General features: G+C 56.0%; 17 protein-coding genes. 11 read left to right on the forward strand and 6 right to left on the reverse strand.

What is annotated here, in order from left to right; all coding sequences use genetic code 11:
- The first annotated feature begins 4 nt into the window (after positions 1 to 4).
- Together ACAF76_RS03435 and ACAF76_RS03440 are read left to right on the forward strand one after the other, a co-directional pair.
- Positions 5 to 541, forward strand: a complete 537-nt coding sequence (locus ACAF76_RS03435) for a suppressor of fused domain protein (protein WP_421617426.1) — start codon at positions 5 to 7, stop codon at positions 539 to 541.
- Positions 542 to 556: 15 nt separating this feature from the next.
- Positions 557 to 1,024 (forward strand): NUDIX domain-containing protein, encoded by a 468-nt coding sequence (locus ACAF76_RS03440; RefSeq protein ID WP_421617427.1) that lies wholly within the window; start codon positions 557 to 559, stop codon positions 1,022 to 1,024.
- A gap of 38 nt (positions 1,025 to 1,062) precedes the next feature.
- On the opposite strand, the gene ACAF76_RS03445 is transcribed toward ACAF76_RS03440, so the two are convergent.
- Entirely contained in the window at positions 1,063 to 1,974 is a 912-nt protein-coding gene (locus ACAF76_RS03445) for a DMT family transporter (RefSeq protein ID WP_421617888.1), read from the reverse strand.
- 157 nt (positions 1,975 to 2,131) lie between these two features.
- On the opposite strand from ACAF76_RS03445, the gene ACAF76_RS03450 reads away from it, so the two are divergent.
- Both ACAF76_RS03450 and ACAF76_RS03455 read left to right on the forward strand, forming a co-directional pair.
- On the forward strand, positions 2,132 to 3,571 hold the full coding sequence (locus ACAF76_RS03450; protein WP_421617428.1) for a PLP-dependent aminotransferase family protein: 1,440 nt from the start codon (positions 2,132 to 2,134) through the stop codon (positions 3,569 to 3,571).
- Positions 3,572 to 3,638: 67 nt separating this feature from the next.
- A complete protein-coding gene (locus ACAF76_RS03455; protein ID WP_421617429.1) occupies positions 3,639 to 3,854 on the forward strand; it encodes a CLC_0170 family protein in 216 nt (71 codons plus the stop codon).
- Here ACAF76_RS03455 and ACAF76_RS03460 read toward each other — a convergent pair.
- Genes ACAF76_RS03460 through ACAF76_RS03470 form a run of 3 tightly spaced genes read right to left on the reverse strand, consistent with a single transcriptional unit; the run spans position 3,847 to position 7,480 of the window.
- Positions 3,847 to 4,989: a Ger(x)C family spore germination protein gene (locus ACAF76_RS03460; RefSeq protein WP_421617430.1), complete on the reverse strand. Its 1,143-nt coding sequence runs from the start codon at positions 4,987 to 4,989 to the stop codon at positions 3,847 to 3,849. The two genes, ACAF76_RS03455 and ACAF76_RS03460, sit on opposite strands and share 8 nt — an antisense overlap.
- The gene (locus tag ACAF76_RS03465) at positions 4,986 to 6,074 is read right to left on the reverse strand and encodes a GerAB/ArcD/ProY family transporter (protein WP_421617431.1); all 1,089 of its coding nucleotides are present in this window, start codon (positions 6,072 to 6,074) and stop codon (positions 4,986 to 4,988) included. The genes ACAF76_RS03460 and ACAF76_RS03465 overlap by 4 nt, the downstream gene beginning before the upstream one ends.
- Before the next feature lie 2 nt (positions 6,075 to 6,076).
- Positions 6,077 to 7,480: a spore germination protein gene (locus ACAF76_RS03470; protein WP_421617432.1), complete on the reverse strand. Its 1,404-nt coding sequence runs from the start codon at positions 7,478 to 7,480 to the stop codon at positions 6,077 to 6,079.
- Positions 7,481 to 7,636: 156 nt separating this feature from the next.
- Here ACAF76_RS03470 and ACAF76_RS03475 point away from each other — a divergent pair, with 156 nt between their 5' ends.
- Both ACAF76_RS03475 and ACAF76_RS03480 read left to right on the forward strand, forming a co-directional pair.
- Positions 7,637 to 8,152, forward strand: a complete 516-nt coding sequence (locus tag ACAF76_RS03475; RefSeq protein ID WP_421617433.1) for a serine protease — start codon at positions 7,637 to 7,639, stop codon at positions 8,150 to 8,152.
- 22 nt (positions 8,153 to 8,174) lie between these two features.
- Complete coding sequence (locus ACAF76_RS03480; RefSeq protein ID WP_421617434.1) at positions 8,175 to 9,752, forward strand: SPFH domain-containing protein; 1,578 nt, start codon at positions 8,175 to 8,177, stop codon at positions 9,750 to 9,752.
- Between the two features lie 52 nt (positions 9,753 to 9,804).
- On the opposite strand, the gene ACAF76_RS03485 is transcribed toward ACAF76_RS03480, so the two are convergent.
- Entirely contained in the window at positions 9,805 to 10,548 is a 744-nt protein-coding gene (locus ACAF76_RS03485) for a polysaccharide deacetylase family protein (RefSeq protein ID WP_421617435.1), read from the reverse strand.
- 289 nt (positions 10,549 to 10,837) lie between these two features.
- Here ACAF76_RS03485 and ACAF76_RS03490 point away from each other — a divergent pair, with 289 nt between their 5' ends.
- A complete protein-coding gene (locus ACAF76_RS03490; protein WP_421617436.1) occupies positions 10,838 to 12,244 on the forward strand; it encodes an aspartate kinase in 1,407 nt (468 codons plus the stop codon).
- Here the strand turns inward: ACAF76_RS03490 and ACAF76_RS03495 are convergent.
- Entirely contained in the window at positions 12,220 to 12,669 is a 450-nt protein-coding gene (locus ACAF76_RS03495; RefSeq protein ID WP_421617437.1) for a M67 family metallopeptidase, read from the reverse strand. The two genes, ACAF76_RS03490 and ACAF76_RS03495, sit on opposite strands and share 25 nt — an antisense overlap.
- A gap of 54 nt (positions 12,670 to 12,723) precedes the next feature.
- On the opposite strand from ACAF76_RS03495, the gene ACAF76_RS03500 reads away from it, so the two are divergent.
- The 4 genes from ACAF76_RS03500 to ACAF76_RS03515 all read left to right on the forward strand — a co-directional run bounded on the left by ACAF76_RS03500 (position 12,724) and on the right by ACAF76_RS03515 (position 16,270).
- Positions 12,724 to 13,575 carry a DUF72 domain-containing protein gene (locus ACAF76_RS03500; RefSeq protein ID WP_421617438.1) on the forward strand — a complete coding sequence of 284 codons (852 nt, stop codon included), beginning with the start codon at positions 12,724 to 12,726 and terminating at the stop codon, positions 13,573 to 13,575.
- A 21-nt stretch (positions 13,576 to 13,596) separates the two neighbouring features.
- A complete protein-coding gene (locus ACAF76_RS03505; protein WP_421617439.1) occupies positions 13,597 to 14,421 on the forward strand; it encodes a sulfite exporter TauE/SafE family protein in 825 nt (274 codons plus the stop codon).
- A 25-nt stretch (positions 14,422 to 14,446) separates the two neighbouring features.
- On the forward strand, positions 14,447 to 15,892 hold the full coding sequence (locus ACAF76_RS03510) for a bifunctional metallophosphatase/5'-nucleotidase (RefSeq protein WP_421617440.1): 1,446 nt from the start codon (positions 14,447 to 14,449) through the stop codon (positions 15,890 to 15,892).
- 75 nt (positions 15,893 to 15,967) lie between these two features.
- Positions 15,968 to 16,270, forward strand: coding sequence for a YunC family protein (locus tag ACAF76_RS03515; RefSeq protein WP_421617441.1), 303 nt, complete (start codon positions 15,968 to 15,970; stop codon positions 16,268 to 16,270).
- Positions 16,271 to 16,362: the final 92 nt, after the last annotated feature.

A 16,362-nucleotide genomic window follows, 5' to 3' on the forward strand; every position in this document is an offset into this window, starting at 1 on the left:
ACATATGAATGTAGTAAGACAATTGCTGCAGCACTGCGACTCCGCATTTGGCGGGCAGGGAACCCTGTACCAGTACGAAGCGGCGGACGTGCTGATCGCGGTCTACCCGCCGTCAAAAAGACGGGGCTGGTGGACGTATGCGACAGTGGAGTTGCATCGGAGCGGGCAGAGTGAGTGCGTGATGTATTCCTATCAGTACGATGCCGGCATGATTGACCACCTGGCTCATGTGGCGGCCCAGGTGAGCAGGATGTGGCAGCAGGAGCAGCTCCGTCTTTACACCGGTGCCGTGTTTTCGCTGTTGCGGCCTGTCGCTGAGAAGTCCAGCCTGCAACATGTGCTGGCCACACCGGCATACTACGAAGAGGAAGGCTTTTCCTATTTCACCAATGGCAATGATGTCATCCGGCTGATGATGCTGCATGCAATTGCGGATACAGAGGTCGACTTTCTGGCGCAGTACGGTTGGGAAGCGCTTGCGGAGCTGTTCGCTCGGACAGGCGTCGATTCGTTGGACGTGATGCGCGGTCCTGCCGTATAAGGAAGGAGTGGGCGAATGAAAGCAATTAGCCCGAGAGTAACGGTTGTCGTGGAACGGATGGGACAAATTCTCGTGATCAAGGAGAAAAAAGAAGGGTACAGTCTGCCAGGCGGCAAGGTGGAATTTTTGGAGTCGATAGCCGACGCGGTCCGGCGTGAGGTGTGGGAAGAGACAGGACTGCTCGTGGAGATGGAGCGGTTTCTCTGGGTGGACGAGCGGATTGATCCGGCGGGCGAGGGAAAGCATACGATCAGCATTGCCGTCCTGGCCCGACTGGTTGGCGAGGAGACGACGCCGATTCCCGGCGGTATGGAGGACGAGCAGATCGACTGGGCAGGCTGGGTCACGCTCGATGAGTGGAACACGATCCCGCTCCATTCCGAAGCAGTCCGAGAACGTGTCCTCCATGCGTTGCGTGCAGCCGCCCAATCGCTTGCCGCCCCGGGTACGTACTGGACAGGCGAGGGCGGTCCTATCGGCTGAAAATGGCGGCAAGAGGCGGCCCAAGAGGCAGATGCCGACTAGCGCTGCACCGCCGCCTTCTTCCCGTTGGCTACCGCCAGTACGACCACGGCTGCAGCTGCGATTGCCCCGACGGTAATCGATTCGGACAGGAGCAACCAGGAGGCGAGGATCGTCAGAAAAGGTTGGAGGTACTGCGTCTGTCCCACCCTGGCTACGCCGCCGACAGCAAGTCCGTGATACCACGCGAAAAATCCGAAAAATTGGCTGACCACACTTACATAACCAAAACCGAGCAAGGCTGGCCATGTGGCATGCTGCCATTCTTCCAAGAGCGGACCGCCTACCGGGATGACGAGGACGGGGAAGGCGAATACAAGCGACCAGCTTATCACCTGCCAGCCGCCCATGGTACGCGACAGCTCACCCCCGATGGCGTAGCCGACCGCGGCAGAAAGGACCGCCGCCAGCAGGGCGAGGTCTGCCCAGTGCAGCCCGCCGAATCCGGCTTGAAATGCGTAGACCAGTATAGCAAGGCAAGCGACACAGCTGGAGATCCAGTACATGCGCGAAGGACGCTCCCGGGAAAAAAAGGCCGCCGCCCCGGCTGTAGCCAGGGGGAGCAGAGCGACGACAATCGCCCCGTGACTGGCAGGGACGCGTTCCATCGCCCAGGCACTGAAAAAAGGAAACCCGAGAACGACGCCAAGCGAAACGACGAGTATACGCTTGATTTGCACCAGGCTGGGAAAAGGCGCTCGTTTGAGCCACAATACGAGTGCCGCCAGCACGGCGGCTACGAGTGCGCGTCCCAATCCGGCTGAGAGCGGCGAAAAGGCAAGCAACGCGATTTTGGTCGCTGGCAATGTCAGGCTAAAACTGCATACGCCTACTAATCCGAAGAGCAACCCTGCCCGTTCCTGGGCGAGGTTGCTTTGTTCTTGCAGAGCTGTTTCCGATCCTGCCACGATTATCCCTTCTTTCTGTATTTGCCGATCGTTTCACCTATCATAGAGTGGATCGGAGACGATGCGAAGAGCCAATTGGCGAGAGGAGAAGCAGGCCAATTTGTCGAATGGAAGGGCAGGATATGCATTTCGTACGGTAGGGGAAGAGGGAGGAAGCAGAGTGGAGTGGAAGCCGGACAAGCAGGCGAGACTGCCGGTGTACAAGCAGATCGCCAAAAGGCTCGAGGAACAAATCGTGTCAGGAGAGCTGCCTCCAGGCAGTTCTCTTCCGGCAGAGCGTGTACTGGCCAGGCGCTTTGGCGTGAACAGAGGCACCGTATCCGCAGCTTATGAAGAGTTGCGTGCGTCCGGCTTGTTGCAATCCTGGCCGGGAAGCGGCACCTGGGTGAGCCGTCACTTGTGGGGTGTGAAGCAAATTCCAAACTGGCACAAATACACGAATGGCGGGGCCTTTTTGCCTGCCTATCCGCTGGCGAAGCGGATTTCGGAAGTGAGCTTCGATCCGGCGATCATCAATCTGGCAAAAGCGGAATTGATGCCTTCGATGATTCCCTCACTGCCGTCCCGCGAGATGGAGTCGCTGCTACGGTGCGGCTTTGAACTGGGCTACGCCCACCCGAAAGGAAATCCCGAGCTGCGCAGGCTGATTGCCGATCATGTAAGGGAGCAGTACGGCATCGTCGCATCGCCCGAAGAAATCCTCGTAACTTCGGGAGCCCAGCAGGCGCTGCATCTGATCTCGCTTTGCCTGCTCAGCCCTGGAGACGCTGTGGCGATGGAGGGGCCTTCCTACTTCTATTCGCTGCCCTTGTTTACCTCAGCCGGATTGCGCCTGTACCGGTTGCCAATGGATGAGCAGGGAGCGCAGGTCGGGCAGGTGTACGAGCTGTATCAGAGCCAGAGAATCCGCATGGTGTTCGTCAATCCGACCTACCATAATCCCACCGGAGTCGTGTGGAGCGAATCGCGCAGACGCGAATTGCTCGACCTGTGCCGGGAGCTGCGCATTCCGCTGGTAGAGGATGACGCGTACGGAGCGCTTACTTTGCCGGGAAGCCCCAAGCCACCACCGCCAATCAAGGCGATGGACCCGGACGGTGTCGTGCTGTACGTAAACAGCCTGTCCAAGACGATCGCCCCCGGCCTGCGCATCGGTTGGGTGATCGGACCCGTTTCGGTTATCGATCGCCTGGCAGACGCCAAGCAGCAGATGGACTTCGGGACGAGCAGCGTATCTCAGCAGTTGGCCCAGCCATATCTCGGAAAAAGCGTATGGGAGGAGCAAATGGCTAGGTTGCAAGCCTTCCTGCACGAGCAGAGACAGACCATGCTGGCGGTTTTGGAAAAGGAACTGGCAGGACTGGCCGACTGGAAAACTCCGTTAGGCAGCTATCATGTCTGGTGCAGGCTGCGCCTTCCCGCAGATGAGCAGTGCCTGCTGGATGCAGCCATCCGCGAAGGCGTCATCTTTACGCCGGGGAGCGTATACGGAGCAGAGCCGGGATGGCTCCGCTTGACCTATGCATGGGCGGGCAAGGCAGACGTGGAGGAGGGAGTCCGGCGGCTGGCGCGAGCCTTGCGTACCGCTTTGTCGAATTGATAGCCAGTGCTCTCCCGGTCCATACTAAAGCCATGTGACGATTCGACCGCAGAAAGGAATGAAGCACATGGGCTATTCAATGGTCATCGGGTTTTTCGAATCGCTGACGTCCTACTTTCTGGTTATCGTGTTTCTTGCGACCGGGCTGCTGCTGCGATTTCGCTATTACACGGCATACCGCAGTCGCCAGATGGAGCGTGACGCAGCATGGGCAAAAGGCGGAGGGTATGTGCTGCTGGGTCTGTCCCTGGCAGTGTTGATCGGCCATTCGGTCACTAGCTGAACTGGCCGATTCTCCTGATGTAGATTTTTACGTCCACTTGCACGTCTGCCCGCTGGAACAGCTCGTCCCATTCCTCCTTGTATTTCTTCCAGTACGGATATTGATGCCTGCGCATCTCCTCGCCAAATCCGAAAATGTCGATCTGCTCCTTCTGCATGCGGGCGATCAGCTTCTCCACGCTTTTTTTGATCGTGCGGCTGAACTCTTCCTCTCTTTTTTTCCACAATGCGAGCGTCGGGTGGTGGTTGAAGCCGTCTTCTGCAAGGCTACCTTCGCCGCGAATACGCAGGGCGATGACCGGCTTTCCATCCCTGATCCCGGTCTCGACGCTTGCTTTGGCACCACGCACCTCAAAAGTCATTACCTTTTCCTGATCATCCCCGCCTTCTTTGGCGATCACCTCGTCGCCTGCGTTAAACGTCCCTTTGATCCATCGCAATGCCTTGACTTCGCTATCGGAGAGCCAGCCAGCCAGCTTGTCGTGTTTCATAATCGCGCCGCCGGCCATCTTCACCTCATGCCGATGCAGGTGGATAGCAGGAAGTACGCAGTGCAGTCCGCCGTGATAATGGCTGGCAAATTGACCGATCGTCGTCACCCGCGGTTGCCGGGCAGTCTTCGTCTCTCCTTCTTCGGTCAATTTGCTGATGTATTGACCTGAGACGGCTAGCAGTTTGGGTTGTACCTTGAGGGCGTCCTTCGCTTTTCCCTTGGCGATGACCAGCTTGATTTTCGGGCGTGACTCGTGGTCGCGGTAAAACAGGTCCAGTGCGTCATCGATGCCGTCGGTGGCTACGTCTTCGCCAATGATGATGACTTGCAAGTGGTCGAAATAGGGCGGACGTGCTACCCGTGTCGCCAACAGGCGGATGCTCTCAAAAATGGAGGGCGCTGTCGTCGTGACGTTCCACACCGGTGCGATATTGGAGCTGCTTTGCTGACTCGACAAGGCGCGTGCTTCCGTGAGCTGGGCGGTAAATTCGTAGTAGTTTCGTTTCTTCTCCGCATCCGGTTGATTTTTGTCGATGGCGACTGCCATGACAAGCAGGCGATCCTGTATCTCGATTCGGTCCCAGCAACCGGATAAAAGCAGCAAAGATGCGATAAGCATGCAAAGGAAGAGACGTCGCTTCACTGCTCCAGCCTCCGTTTCTTCCAGTGGTATGCGATCACGAGCAGCAAGGGGACGACGCTGACCAGCACACATCCGAACAGACTGGTCCACTTGCTCAATATCTCTACCTCCAGGACATTTCGCGGGAGTACGGCAATCAGGTAGACAACCGGCACGTAGAGCAGCGTGACGACGCGATGCTCTTCCATTCGCAAAAGCTGGGAGGTGATCAGACTGGCACAGTAGAAAAACATGACAATTGTCGTGAGTGCAAACGGAAGCCAGACCATCATCATAATCGAGTCCAGCCGTTCGATAAAGGCGCCGGGCACCTCTATGCTCTTGATAATCGCCAAGGTCGGGTACTTCACCAATGCCGTTTCGGATGCACCGAGTACCGCCGTGCTCAGTACAGTCAAAAGCAAATAGAGCAGCATCGTACTGCCGATCGCGACCAGGGAGGCGTGCTTTGCCTTGCCTGGCTTTTCCATAAAAGGTTGAATAAACAGCAGTGTCTCATACCCCAAAAAGGCGAAAAAAATCGGGGGCAATGCGTAGAGGACTGGCTGGATGCCGTCGCCCAGGACAGGCAGGATTCTGCCAAAATCCGTTTCCCGCAATGTTTGCGTCAGGACGAACAAAAGGATGATCAGGGTAGTCGGCTGAATCAATTCATTGAAGCGGGCAACGGCATTGATCCCGTTTTGAATCAAATACGTGCTTGTCACGAGCATGCCGATCACGATAATTTCTACCGGCGTCATGTCGAGCAGAAACAATTTGGTCACGTCGGCAGAGATGCGCAGCACAATGCCTCCAAACAGGAGGAAATACAGCAGAAAAGCGAGCAGGATCAGCACGCCCATGAAGCGTCCCAGCAGAAACGGGGCGTACTGGATCAGGCTTTTCCCGGGAAAGCGCGAGCCGATGTACGCCATGGGCGTCACGGCGATCATCGAATACAGACCCGCCAGCAGGATGACGATCCAGCCGTCCACCCCAGCATAGCGGCTCAAGGTTTGCGGCAGAGAGAGAAGTCCCACTCCCACCATTGCCGCATACAATTGGACCGTCACCTGAGGAGTCGTCAATCTGTCTTTGATCACCACTACCATCCTTTCTTGCGCTTGTGCAGATCCATCCGTGTACGGTTGAGCGGATGAAGCAGTTTCGGTCGCTTGTTGAGATAGGGCAGCGGAGCACGGATGAGCAGGTCTTTCCAATCGCTGGGCCTGTAGGGAACGACAGGAGACAGGTAGTTGATGCCGAAAGATTTGAGCGATACCAGATGAATCAAAATCAGCATGACTCCCAGTATCAAGCCGAACAGTCCCAGGCTTCCTGACAAAAGCATCAACGGAAAACGAAGCAATCGCAAGGCGACCGACATGTTATAGGCAGGGACGAGAAAGCTCGAGATGGCAGTGATGGCGACGACGATTACCAGAACCGGGCTGACGATGCCCGCTTCGACCGCAGCCTGTCCAATGACCAGACCGCCGACGATGCCGATTGTCTGGCTCAGCATTTTGGGCAAACGCAGCCCAGCTTCGCGCAGCATCTCCAGCGTTGCTTCGATGGCTACCGCTTCGATCAAGGCCGGAAACGGCACTTCCGTACGCGAAGCGGTAATGCTCAAGGCGAGCTTCGTCGGGATCATGCCCGGATGATAGGAGATCAGCGCGATGTACAGCGAAGGCAAGGTCAGCGCCACGACAGCGGCGACCAGGCGAATGATGCGGATTGCCGAGCTGATCATCCAGCGTTCGTAGTAGTCGTCTGGCGCCTGAAACAGCATGGAAAACGTAACCGGTACAAGCAGGGCAACTGGAGATCCGTCCACCAGCAGGGCGACCCGGCCATCGAGCAGGGCATGCAGCACTTTTGTCGGCAGCTCCGTTTGCTGCACCTGGGGGAAGGGAGAGTACCAGCTGTCCTCGATCCACTGTTCGACAACTCCGCTTTCCAGCACCTGATCGACGTCGATGGTGGAAAGCCGCGTGCGGACCTCATCAAGGATATTCGGGTTTACAATTCCATTCATATACAAGAGCGCCACCTTGGTTTTTGTCTGGCGGCCCAGTACGTACGTGTTGATGATCAGATCCGGATTGGGAAGTCTGCGCCGGACCAGAGACAGGTTGGTGTTCAGCGACTCGACAAAAGCGTCGCGCGGTCCGCGAAGCAGGCTTTCATTTTCCGACTCCTGGATACTCCTGGTCTCCATCCCCTCGCTGACCGCTTCCAGCAAAACCTGCCGCGTCGTGTCCCAGACGATGATCTTCCCTTCGACGATTGCTTGAGCCGCTTCGTCCATCGTCGGGATTTCCGGAAAGACCGAGATGTCATTGCACGTTTTCAGCTTTTCTGCGACGTGATTTTGTATGTAGCCATTCTCAACCAGGCTGTCCATATACAGCACCGTGTACGATTCGTCGCCGATCCGAAACTGCCTGTATTGAAAATCGGAATGCTCCTCAAACCTCTCAACCAACTGCTCGATCCAGTTCATGGCAAAACCTCCTGGAAGGATACAGGTATTTTTTTGCCTACACTATAAAAATATTCATTGTAAATATATGTAAATGGAAATAAATCACAGTTATGAAACCTTTCGCCGATTGACACGTATGAAAAATAGACACATATTTGGGAATGGGTGACAAACATGGGCGTCATGGAAACAATCTATCTGACCTGCCTCGTAGGAGGACTCATCTACGCACTGATTACGCTTTTCCTGGGGGATGCAATCTCTGACCTTATCGGAGAGATCAGCCTGCCGTTGCTGCAGCCGATTTTGCTGGTCAGCGGCATTACTGCCTTTGGCGGTATCGGGTTTTTGCTGACTCGTCTGACTACTCTGTCAGTGGTTCAGGTGTTGCTCTTCGCCGTGTTAGCGGGTGCTTTGCTGGCTGTCGGGGCGTACTTTCTCTGGATCAAGCCGATGGGCAAGGCAGAGATGTCGATTGGCTACTCGATGGAGCAATTGCAGGGGAAAATCGGCGAGGTGGGGACTACAATACCGGCTGAGGGACTGGGCGAGGTGCTGATCAGCATGGTGAGCGGTATCACGCATCACATGGCTGCCAGCGTCGACAAGCAGCAGATCCCGGAAGGCACTCGCGTTGTAGTGGTTGAAGTGCGTGACCACGTCTTGTATGTCGTTCCTTTCCCGGAGTAAATGAAGCAAGGAGTTGAACGAGATGTTCCTGTTGGATTCACCTGTCCTCATGGTTACGGCAATCATTGTTGTCGTCTTTGTCGTGCTGGGAATTGCCTTTTGGGCCAGGTACAAAACAGTCGGCGCCGATGAGGCGATGATTGTGACCGGTAGCTTTCTCGGGTCCAAAAACGTACTCAGCGACGAATCAGGCCGCAAGATGAAAATCGTGCGCGGCGGCGGTGCCTTTATTCTGCCGATCTTTCAACAAGCCAATTTCTTGAGCCTGATGTCGCACAAGCTGGACGTCTCCACGCCGGAAGTGTACACCGAGCAGGGTGTGCCGGTCATGGCAGACGGGGTTGCGATTATCAAGGTTGGCGGATCGATCGAGGACATCGCCACGGCTGCCGAGCAGTTTATGGGCAAATCGGATGCCGATCTGAAGACGGAAGCGCAAGAGGTATTGGAAGGCTATCTGCGCGCCATTCTCGGAAGTATGACCGTAGAGGAAATCTACAAAAACCGGGAGCGGTTCGCGCAGGAAGTACAAAGCGTGGCAGCCAAGGACTTGAAAAAGATGGGCTTGTCCGTCGTCAGCTTTACGATCAAGGACGTGCGCGACAAAAACGGCTACCTGGCGGCATTGGGGATTCCGCAGATCGCAGCAGTCAAGCGTGACGCCACGATTTCCCAGGCGGACGCCGACAAGGAAGCGCGGATCAAGCAGGCACAGGCAGAAGAGGAAGCGCGCAAGGCGGAGCTGCTGAAAGAAACCAACATCGCCGAAGCAGAGAAGGAAAAAGAACTGAAAGTCGCTGCCTTCAAGCAGGAGCAGGACAAGGCGAAAGCAAGTGCTGACCAAGCCTACAAGCTGCAGGAAGCAGTGGCGAAGCAGCAAGTTACGGAAGAGGAAATGAAGATCGACCTCGTCCGCAAGCAAAAAGAAATCGAGCTCGAGGAAAAGGAAATTCTCCGCCGCGAGCGGCAGTACGACGCAGAAGTGAAGAAAAAGGCCGATGCGGACCGCTACGCTGTAGAACAGGCCGCAGAAGCGGAAAAAGCGAAAAAACTGCGCGAGGCAGACGCGCTCAGCTACCGGATCGAAGCGGAAGCGAAAGCGATCGCCGAGCAGAAGCGACTGGATGGTTTGGCTATTGCAGAAGCGGAAAGAGCCAAAGGTACAGCCGAAGCAGAGGTTACCCGTCTGAAGCTGGAAGCGGAAGCGGAAGGGAAAGAAAAACTGGCCCAAGCCTTCGAAAAGTTCGGTCATGCAGCGGTGCTGGACATCATTTCGAAGATGCTGCCGGAGCTGGCAGAGAAGATTGCCGAGCCGATGAAAGCGATCGACAAGGTGACGATCGTGGACGCAGGCGGCGGACAGGGAGATGGCGTCAACCGCTTGAGCGGCAACGTAACCAAGCTGATGGCGCAGCTTCCCGAGATGCTCAAGGACGTCTCCGGGCTGGATATGAACAAGATGATTTCCAGCTTCATGCAACTGGAGGAAGGATTGCCGGGACCAAAAACGCAGCCGGCGGTGCAACCGGCACCACAGCCTGCCGCGCAGGAAACGGCTGCAACAATCGCAGACGACGAGACAAACGTGGCAGACAAGTAAGAGAAAAAAGGTGTTTCTCAGCAGGCATTCGCTACTGGGAAACACCTTTTCTCTATTTCCCGACCTTTTTGTGCTGATCTTGCATCAGCTCGGATACGGTGACAAACTGATAGCCCCGTTTTTTCAGTTCGGGCAAAATTTGGCGCAGTGCATCGACGGTTTGCTGCCGGTTACCGCCAAAATCGTGAAACAGCACAATATCGCCATTGTGCGCGTTGTTCAGCACCTTGCTGACGATTTTGGGCACGCCGGGGTCGCTCCAGTCGCGCGTGTCCTGGTGCCATGACCACATGATGACCTGAAAGCCGGACTCTTTTGCCACGCGCACGAGCGATTCGTTGTAGTACCCGCCGGGCGGACGGAACAGCTTTGTCTTCACGCCTGTGGCAGAGTAGATGGCTTCTTGGGCAGAGTCGACTTCGGCGCGCAGCTTTTCCGGTGAAATCCGCCGCAGGTCAGGATGAGTGAACGTATGGTTGGCCAGTTCATGCTGATCCAGGACGAGCTGACGCACGACTGACGGATATTTTTTTACGCGCGATCCGACGACGAAAAAGGTAGCCCTGGCATTGTACTGGCGGAGCAATTCCGCAATCTGGACTGTGTACGCAGGATCTGGGCCGTCGTCAAAAGTAAGGGCGATGACTTTTCGGTCTGTCGGTACTTCCCACACGATTTCTCCGCGGGTTTCGTAATATTTTCGATCCTTTTCTTTGGCGACAACAGATCCGTACTGGGAGGTAGTGAAAAAGAGCGCGCAGGTGAGCAGCAGGCAAAACATTTGTCTGTTCATCATGTTCTCTCCTTGTTTGCATGTGCCATCCAGCTTTGCAGCGTTACGGTGCTACTATGTTGTTACTATGCGCCAAGGATAAGCGAATATATGACAGGGAAAGAAAGACCACGACTGCCGCTCGTCCCGATGCAGTGATACAGAAGGGTTTTGCCGGCTGCGGGAAATGGTGGATAATCGATGTCCTTCTGAAAAAGACACTTGTGCTTTTATGGCGGATACTTTACTCTTATATCATTAGTCGATAAACGAGATGCGAAAGCATGAGACAGAAAAGCTGGAGGAGTCGGAGATGAAGGTTGCCAAGTTTGGAGGAACTTCACTTGCCAATGCAAAACAGATAAAAAAAGTGTGCGAGATTGTCAGGGCGGACAAAAAACGGCGGCTGATCGTCGTTTCCGCACCTGGTAAACGATATAAGGACGATCAAAAGGTGACAGACCTGCTCATTCGCTACGCTGATGCCTTTCTCGCGTCAGGGGAGGCGGAAGCCGAGAAGCAGGCTGTTTTTCAGCGCTACCGGGAAATCGTCGAGGAGCTCGGTCTATCCCGCGATTTTGGCGCGCAGATCGAAGCCGACCTGGACGAGGTGCTGACGAACCGGGCAGGGCTTTCACCCGAGCGTTTTGTCGATGCGGTCAAGGCAGCAGGCGAGGACAACAGCGCCAAGGTCGTGGCTGCCTATTTGCGCGATCTCGGCGAGGTGGCGCAGTACGTCAACCCGCGCGAGGCAGGTCTGTTGGTTTCGGATGAGGCAGGCAATGCCCATGTGCTGCCGGAGGCCTACGAGCGGCTGCACGCCTTGCGCGAGCGCGAGGGGATCGTCGTCTTTCCGGGATTTTTCGGATTTTCGCCGGCAGGAGAGCTGGTCACTTTTTCCCGTGGCGGGTCGGATATTACCGGTTCGATTCTTGCGGCAGCGGTCAAGGCAGAGGTGTACGAAAACTTCACGGATGTGGATTCGGTCTACGTGGTCAACCCGAATCTGGTGGATAAGCCAAAGGAAATCAAGGAGATCACGTATCGGGAAATGCGCGAGCTGTCCTACTCCGGCTTCAGCGTCTTTCACGAAGAAGCGCTGATCCCCGCTTACCAGGCGAATATTCCGGTCTGCATCAAAAACACGAACAATCCGTCCGCACCGGGTACGATGATTGTCTCCGAGCGGATGGCGACAGCCAGGAAAGTGTCCGGAATTGCGTGCGACAGCGGCTTTTGCAGCATTTATGTCAGCAAATTCCTGATGCACAAGGAAATCGGCTTCGGACGCAAGCTGCTGCAAATTCTGGAGGAAGAAGGGCTCTCCTACGAGCATACGCCTTCGGGAATCGACAACATCTCGGTCATCCTGCGCGAACGCGATTTGACACCGGAAAAAGAAGCGAGGATCACGGAGCGCATCTCAAGCGAGCTGCAGGTAGATGATCTGGCGGTGCAGCACGGGCTGGCTCTGGTAATGATCGTCGGCGAGGGGATGCGCCAGTCGGTCGGTACTTCCGCCCGGGCCACTTCCGCGCTCGCGTCTGCGCGAATCAATCTGGAGATGATCAACCAGGGCTCTTCCGAAGTGAGCATGATGTTCGGGGTAACAGCGGCAGATGCCGACCGTGCCGTCGTAGCTTTGTACGAGGAGTTTTTTGGAGAGGGAGCGAAGAGCAGGGACGAGCAGACAGATCAGGTGCAGTCTGCCAGCAAATAGGCACATTCGGAAAATCCCTCGTTTTCCCATCTGTATACCTTCCACTCCGGGTCACGGGTGCTCAAGCCGAGTATCCAGTAGCTCAGCGTCGGGTAGTGCCAGCCCTGCTCGTCTTTTGCGGACGGCAGCGGCGGAGTCGAGGGGTGGGAGTGCAGGACGCCGAGCCACTCCTGTCCGGCTTCGTGGATGTGGCGCAGGCCGGCAAGAAAGCTGGGGCCGTCCCAGCGAAACGAATGTGCGTCTGCCGTGTGGGCAGGCATCGGGATATGACCGGAGATGGTCGCGCCTTTTCCGTACAGCAAAGCGGAATATTCATCGGGAAACGCCTCTTGTGCTTCGGCCAGGAGGCGTTTCGCTACTTTTTTCGTCAGGCATAGTCTGGTATCCTTAAACGCAAAGGGATTTCCCAACAGACTCGGGTTCATAACCAACCTCCTTAGGGACGGGAATACGTACATGAGGCAAGGAGTTACGGGCAAATGAGTACGATACACATAGGGGTATGCGGCTGGGGCGACCAGGACGAGCTGTACAAGCATGGCGTTGCCAACCGGGACAAGCTGTCCGTCTACGCCAGTCATTTCCCGATCGTCGAGCTGGACAGCTCGTTTTACGCTATTTTACCACAACGCAATTACGAGAACTGGGTGCGGGAAACGCCAGATCGTTTTGGCTTTATTGTCAAGCCGCACCAGGCGATGACCGGCCATCAGCGCGGGGAAGCTGTGGCGGATCGCAAGGAACTGTTTCGCCAGTTTGAGGAAAGCATCCAGCCGCTCGTGAAAGCGGGCAAACTAAAAACGCTGTTGTTTCAGTTTCCTCCATGGTTCGACTGTACTGCGGAGCACGTGCGCTACATTCAGGTGTGCCGACGGTTGATGGAAAAGTACCCGTTCGCCGTGGAATTTCGCCACCAGAGCTGGTTCGCGCCTCGCTTTCGGGAGCGCACGCTCGATTTTTTGCAGCAAATCGATGCGACACACGTCTTGTGCGATGAGCCACAGGTCGGCAGCGGCTCCGTACCGCTGGTCGTGGCAGTCACCAACCCGAAGCTGGCGCTGGTCCGCTTTCACGGCCGCAACAACGCGGGCTGGCGTGACCCTGGAGAGGGGCAAAAATGGCGCGATGTCCGCTATTTGTACAATTACAGCAAAGAGGAACTGGAAGCATGGGTGCCGCATATCCGGCAGATCGAGGGCGAGGTCGAAGAGGTCTGTATCCTGTTCAACAACAATTCGGGAGGACATGCCGCGGCCAATGCCAAGCAGTTTTCCGAAATGCTCGGGTTGCAGCCAAGCGGATTGAACCCGCGCCAAATGGAACTGTTCTAACAGTAGAAAGAAGGGTTTTTTATGGTTGTAGTGATCGCAGCACTTTTTTTGCTTATTGGTATGGTGGCAGGCATGATCGGCAGTATTGCCGGATTGGGAGGGGGGCTGTTTTTCGTACCAGCGCTGCTGATCATCGGCAACCTGTATGAGTCCGGCTCGGTGACGTCGCAAGTCGCAGCGGCTACATCGCTGGTCGTCATCGCAATCACAGCCCTCTCCTCGACGATTTCCTACATGAAACAAAAAAAGGTGGACAAGCAAAGCGCACTGCTTTTTTGCATCGGCAGCGCTCCTGGCGCAATCGTCGGGGTGTACCTTAATACATTACTACAGACCGGGCAATTCACGCTGTTGTTCGGCTTGTTTCAGCTCTGCATGTTTTTTCTGATCATGGTCAAGGACAAACTGAATCCGCGGAATCTCCATTGGGAAATCACCCGCACTTACGTCGACAACGAGGGGAAAGAGTGGGAGTACGGGTATAGCCGTTGGGCAGCGCTTTTGGTCGCGTTTCTCGTCGGGGTGTCCTCATCCCTGTTCGGGGTGGGCGGCGGCGTCTTGATGGTGCCGGCGATGATGGTCCTGTTTCGCTTTCCTCCCCATCTCGCTACGGCCACCTCCATGGCCGTCATCTTCTTCTCTGCGGTCGTTGGATCGGCTACCAATATCGTACACGGTCACATCGACTGGCTGTACGCGGCGATGCTCGCTCCGGGGGCATGGGCCGGCGGCAAGCTGGGGGCATTGGCTGCCAGCAAAATGAAAGGGAAGACGATCGTACTCGTGCTGCGCATCCTCATTTTGGGTGTCGCTTTGCAGATGATCGGCGAGTCCTTTCTCGGTTAAGGAAAGAAGAGGGGGAGTGTGAATCGTGGCTGCCACCTGTACCTTGCATCTGCTTCACACCAATGATGTGCACAGCCAGTTTGCCAGCGTACCGCGAATCGCGACTTGTCTGCGCACATCTCGTGAAAACTGGGAAGCGCAGGGAGAACATGTCTTGACCTGTGACATTGGCGATCATCTGGATCGGATGAACATAATGACCGAAGCCGGCTTTGGTCAAGTAAATGTGCAGGTGATGAACCGGTCGGGCTACCAGTATGCGACGATCGGCAACAACGAAGGTGTGACCCTGCCCAAAGAAAAGCTGGATCGGCTGTACGGGCAGGCCCGTTTTTCCGTGATCGTGGGAAACCTGCGGGACGGAACGGACGGCAGCCGACCCGCCTGGGCGCTGCCCTATGCAATTCACGCTTTTCCCGAACTGAAGGTGGCTTTGCTCGGCATGACCGTCCCGTATCCGGACACCTATGAAGGCCTGGGCTGGATCGTGGATGATCCGATACCTCTGCTCCGGCGCCAGATTGCTGACTTGCAGGGCAGAGCGGATGTGATCGTCCTCTTGTCCCATCTCGGCTATATGGAGGACTGTCGCCTGGCTCGCGAGCTGGAGGGAATTGACGTCATTCTCGGAGCCCATACTCACCACGTGCTGGATACAGGAGAGCGGATCGGGAATACGCTGATCGCGCAGACTGGACGCTTCGGCCAGTATATCGGTCATGTGCGGCTCGTTTGGAACCAGGAGAGCCTGCGTATCGAGCAGGCAGAGGCCGAGCTTTTGCCGGCAGAGCAGTATCAACCGGACGCAGCGCTCTCTGCTTTTTTGCAGGAGGAAGAGCAAAAGGCAAGACGAACATTGACCCAGACGATTGCGTCTATTCCGCGCGATCTGCCTGTGCGTTGGGATGAGGAAAGCCCGTTAGGCTCGTTTCTTGCAGCCAGCATCCGGGAGAAGACCGGGGCGGAGATCGGTTTGGCCAACGCTGGGCTGCTGCTCAGCGACCTCAAGCGAGGAAGCCTGTCTTATGCCGATTTGCTGCACTGCCTCCCGCATCCGATCAATTTGTGTGCGGTCACGCTGTCGGGAGCGCAGTTGACCGAGCTTTTGCAGCAGGCGATTCAGCCGGAAATTGTGGGCCTCAAACTGCGCGGGTACGGCTTTCGCGGGAAGGTGGAGGGCTGGATGGCCGTCGACGGCTTGCGGGTCACGTATATTGGTGGCGACAAACCGACGATCGCTGCAGTAGAGGTAAACGGCTCGCCGCTCGATCGCAAACGGGAATACCGGGTCGGTACGGTCGACATGTTTTTGTACAATCGCCTGTTTCCGCAGCTTGTGGCAGGCAGGGACCCGGAGTATTTTTTATCGGCCATGCTGCGCGAAATCATTGCCGAATCGATTTTGGACGAACGGATGCTGGAAAACTCCTTTTCTCCGCGCTGGATAGCCTTGCCTGCTGAGCAGCACTGACCGGGATACGCACACCATTCCCTCGGCAGCTTCATACAATAGGAGGGCAGGCTGCGCATGGGAGGGGGAGACAGGATGGTAGAAGTACAGCCAATCCATTTTGCGGAAGGAACCGCGATTGCCGTCACCGTTCGCTTGCCCAAAACGACGCTGCTGGCGGTGACGACAGATCGGGGCTACATCATGTGCGGAGCGCTCGACGTGGCTCTGCTCAATGAACGGCTGGCCAGCCGCGAGATCATTGCTGGCCGTGCCGTAGGCGTGAAGACGATTGAGGAACTGCTTGACGCTCCTTTGGAATCGGTGACGACCACTGCCGAGAAGTTGGGGATACAGGCGGGGACTATCGGTCGGGAAGCGATAGTAAAAATGCTGTAAAGGATCGTTTGCTTTTACATGTTAGCCTTTGTCGAAAAGACAAAGGTTTTTTCTTGTGAGCCTTAAATTTGCGTGTAGAAAACAGTCGAATC

The organism is Brevibacillus sp. TJ4 (assembly GCF_044627595.2).
In the GTDB taxonomy this organism is placed as follows: Bacteria; Bacillota; Bacilli; order Brevibacillales; family Brevibacillaceae; genus Brevibacillus.

What these genes read in the sequence shown, in the direction of transcription:
- ACAF76_RS03475 (WP_421617433.1), top strand. Translation starts at nt 7,637, where the DNA reads ATGGGCGTCATGGAAACAATCTATCTGACCTGCCTCGTAGGAGGACTC.
- ACAF76_RS03440 (WP_421617427.1), top strand. Translation starts at nt 557, where the DNA reads ATGAAAGCAATTAGCCCGAGAGTAACGGTTGTCGTGGAACGGATGGGA.
- ACAF76_RS03500 (WP_421617438.1), top strand. Translation starts at nt 12,724, where the DNA reads ATGAGTACGATACACATAGGGGTATGCGGCTGGGGCGACCAGGACGAG.
- ACAF76_RS03515 (WP_421617441.1), top strand. Translation starts at nt 15,968, where the DNA reads ATGGTAGAAGTACAGCCAATCCATTTTGCGGAAGGAACCGCGATTGCC.
- ACAF76_RS03470 (WP_421617432.1), bottom strand. Translation starts at nt 7,480, where the DNA reads ATGAACTGGATCGAGCAGTTGGTTGAGAGGTTTGAGGAGCATTCCGAT.
- ACAF76_RS03505 (WP_421617439.1), top strand. Translation starts at nt 13,597, where the DNA reads ATGGTTGTAGTGATCGCAGCACTTTTTTTGCTTATTGGTATGGTGGCA.
- ACAF76_RS03495 (WP_421617437.1), bottom strand. Translation starts at nt 12,669, where the DNA reads ATGAACCCGAGTCTGTTGGGAAATCCCTTTGCGTTTAAGGATACCAGA.
- ACAF76_RS03485 (WP_421617435.1), bottom strand. Translation starts at nt 10,548, where the DNA reads ATGATGAACAGACAAATGTTTTGCCTGCTGCTCACCTGCGCGCTCTTT.
- ACAF76_RS03480 (WP_421617434.1), top strand. Translation starts at nt 8,175, where the DNA reads ATGTTCCTGTTGGATTCACCTGTCCTCATGGTTACGGCAATCATTGTT.
- ACAF76_RS03455 (WP_421617429.1), top strand. Translation starts at nt 3,639, where the DNA reads ATGGGCTATTCAATGGTCATCGGGTTTTTCGAATCGCTGACGTCCTAC.
- ACAF76_RS03490 (WP_421617436.1), top strand. Translation starts at nt 10,838, where the DNA reads ATGAAGGTTGCCAAGTTTGGAGGAACTTCACTTGCCAATGCAAAACAG.
- ACAF76_RS03435 (WP_421617426.1), top strand. Translation starts at nt 5, where the DNA reads ATGAATGTAGTAAGACAATTGCTGCAGCACTGCGACTCCGCATTTGGC.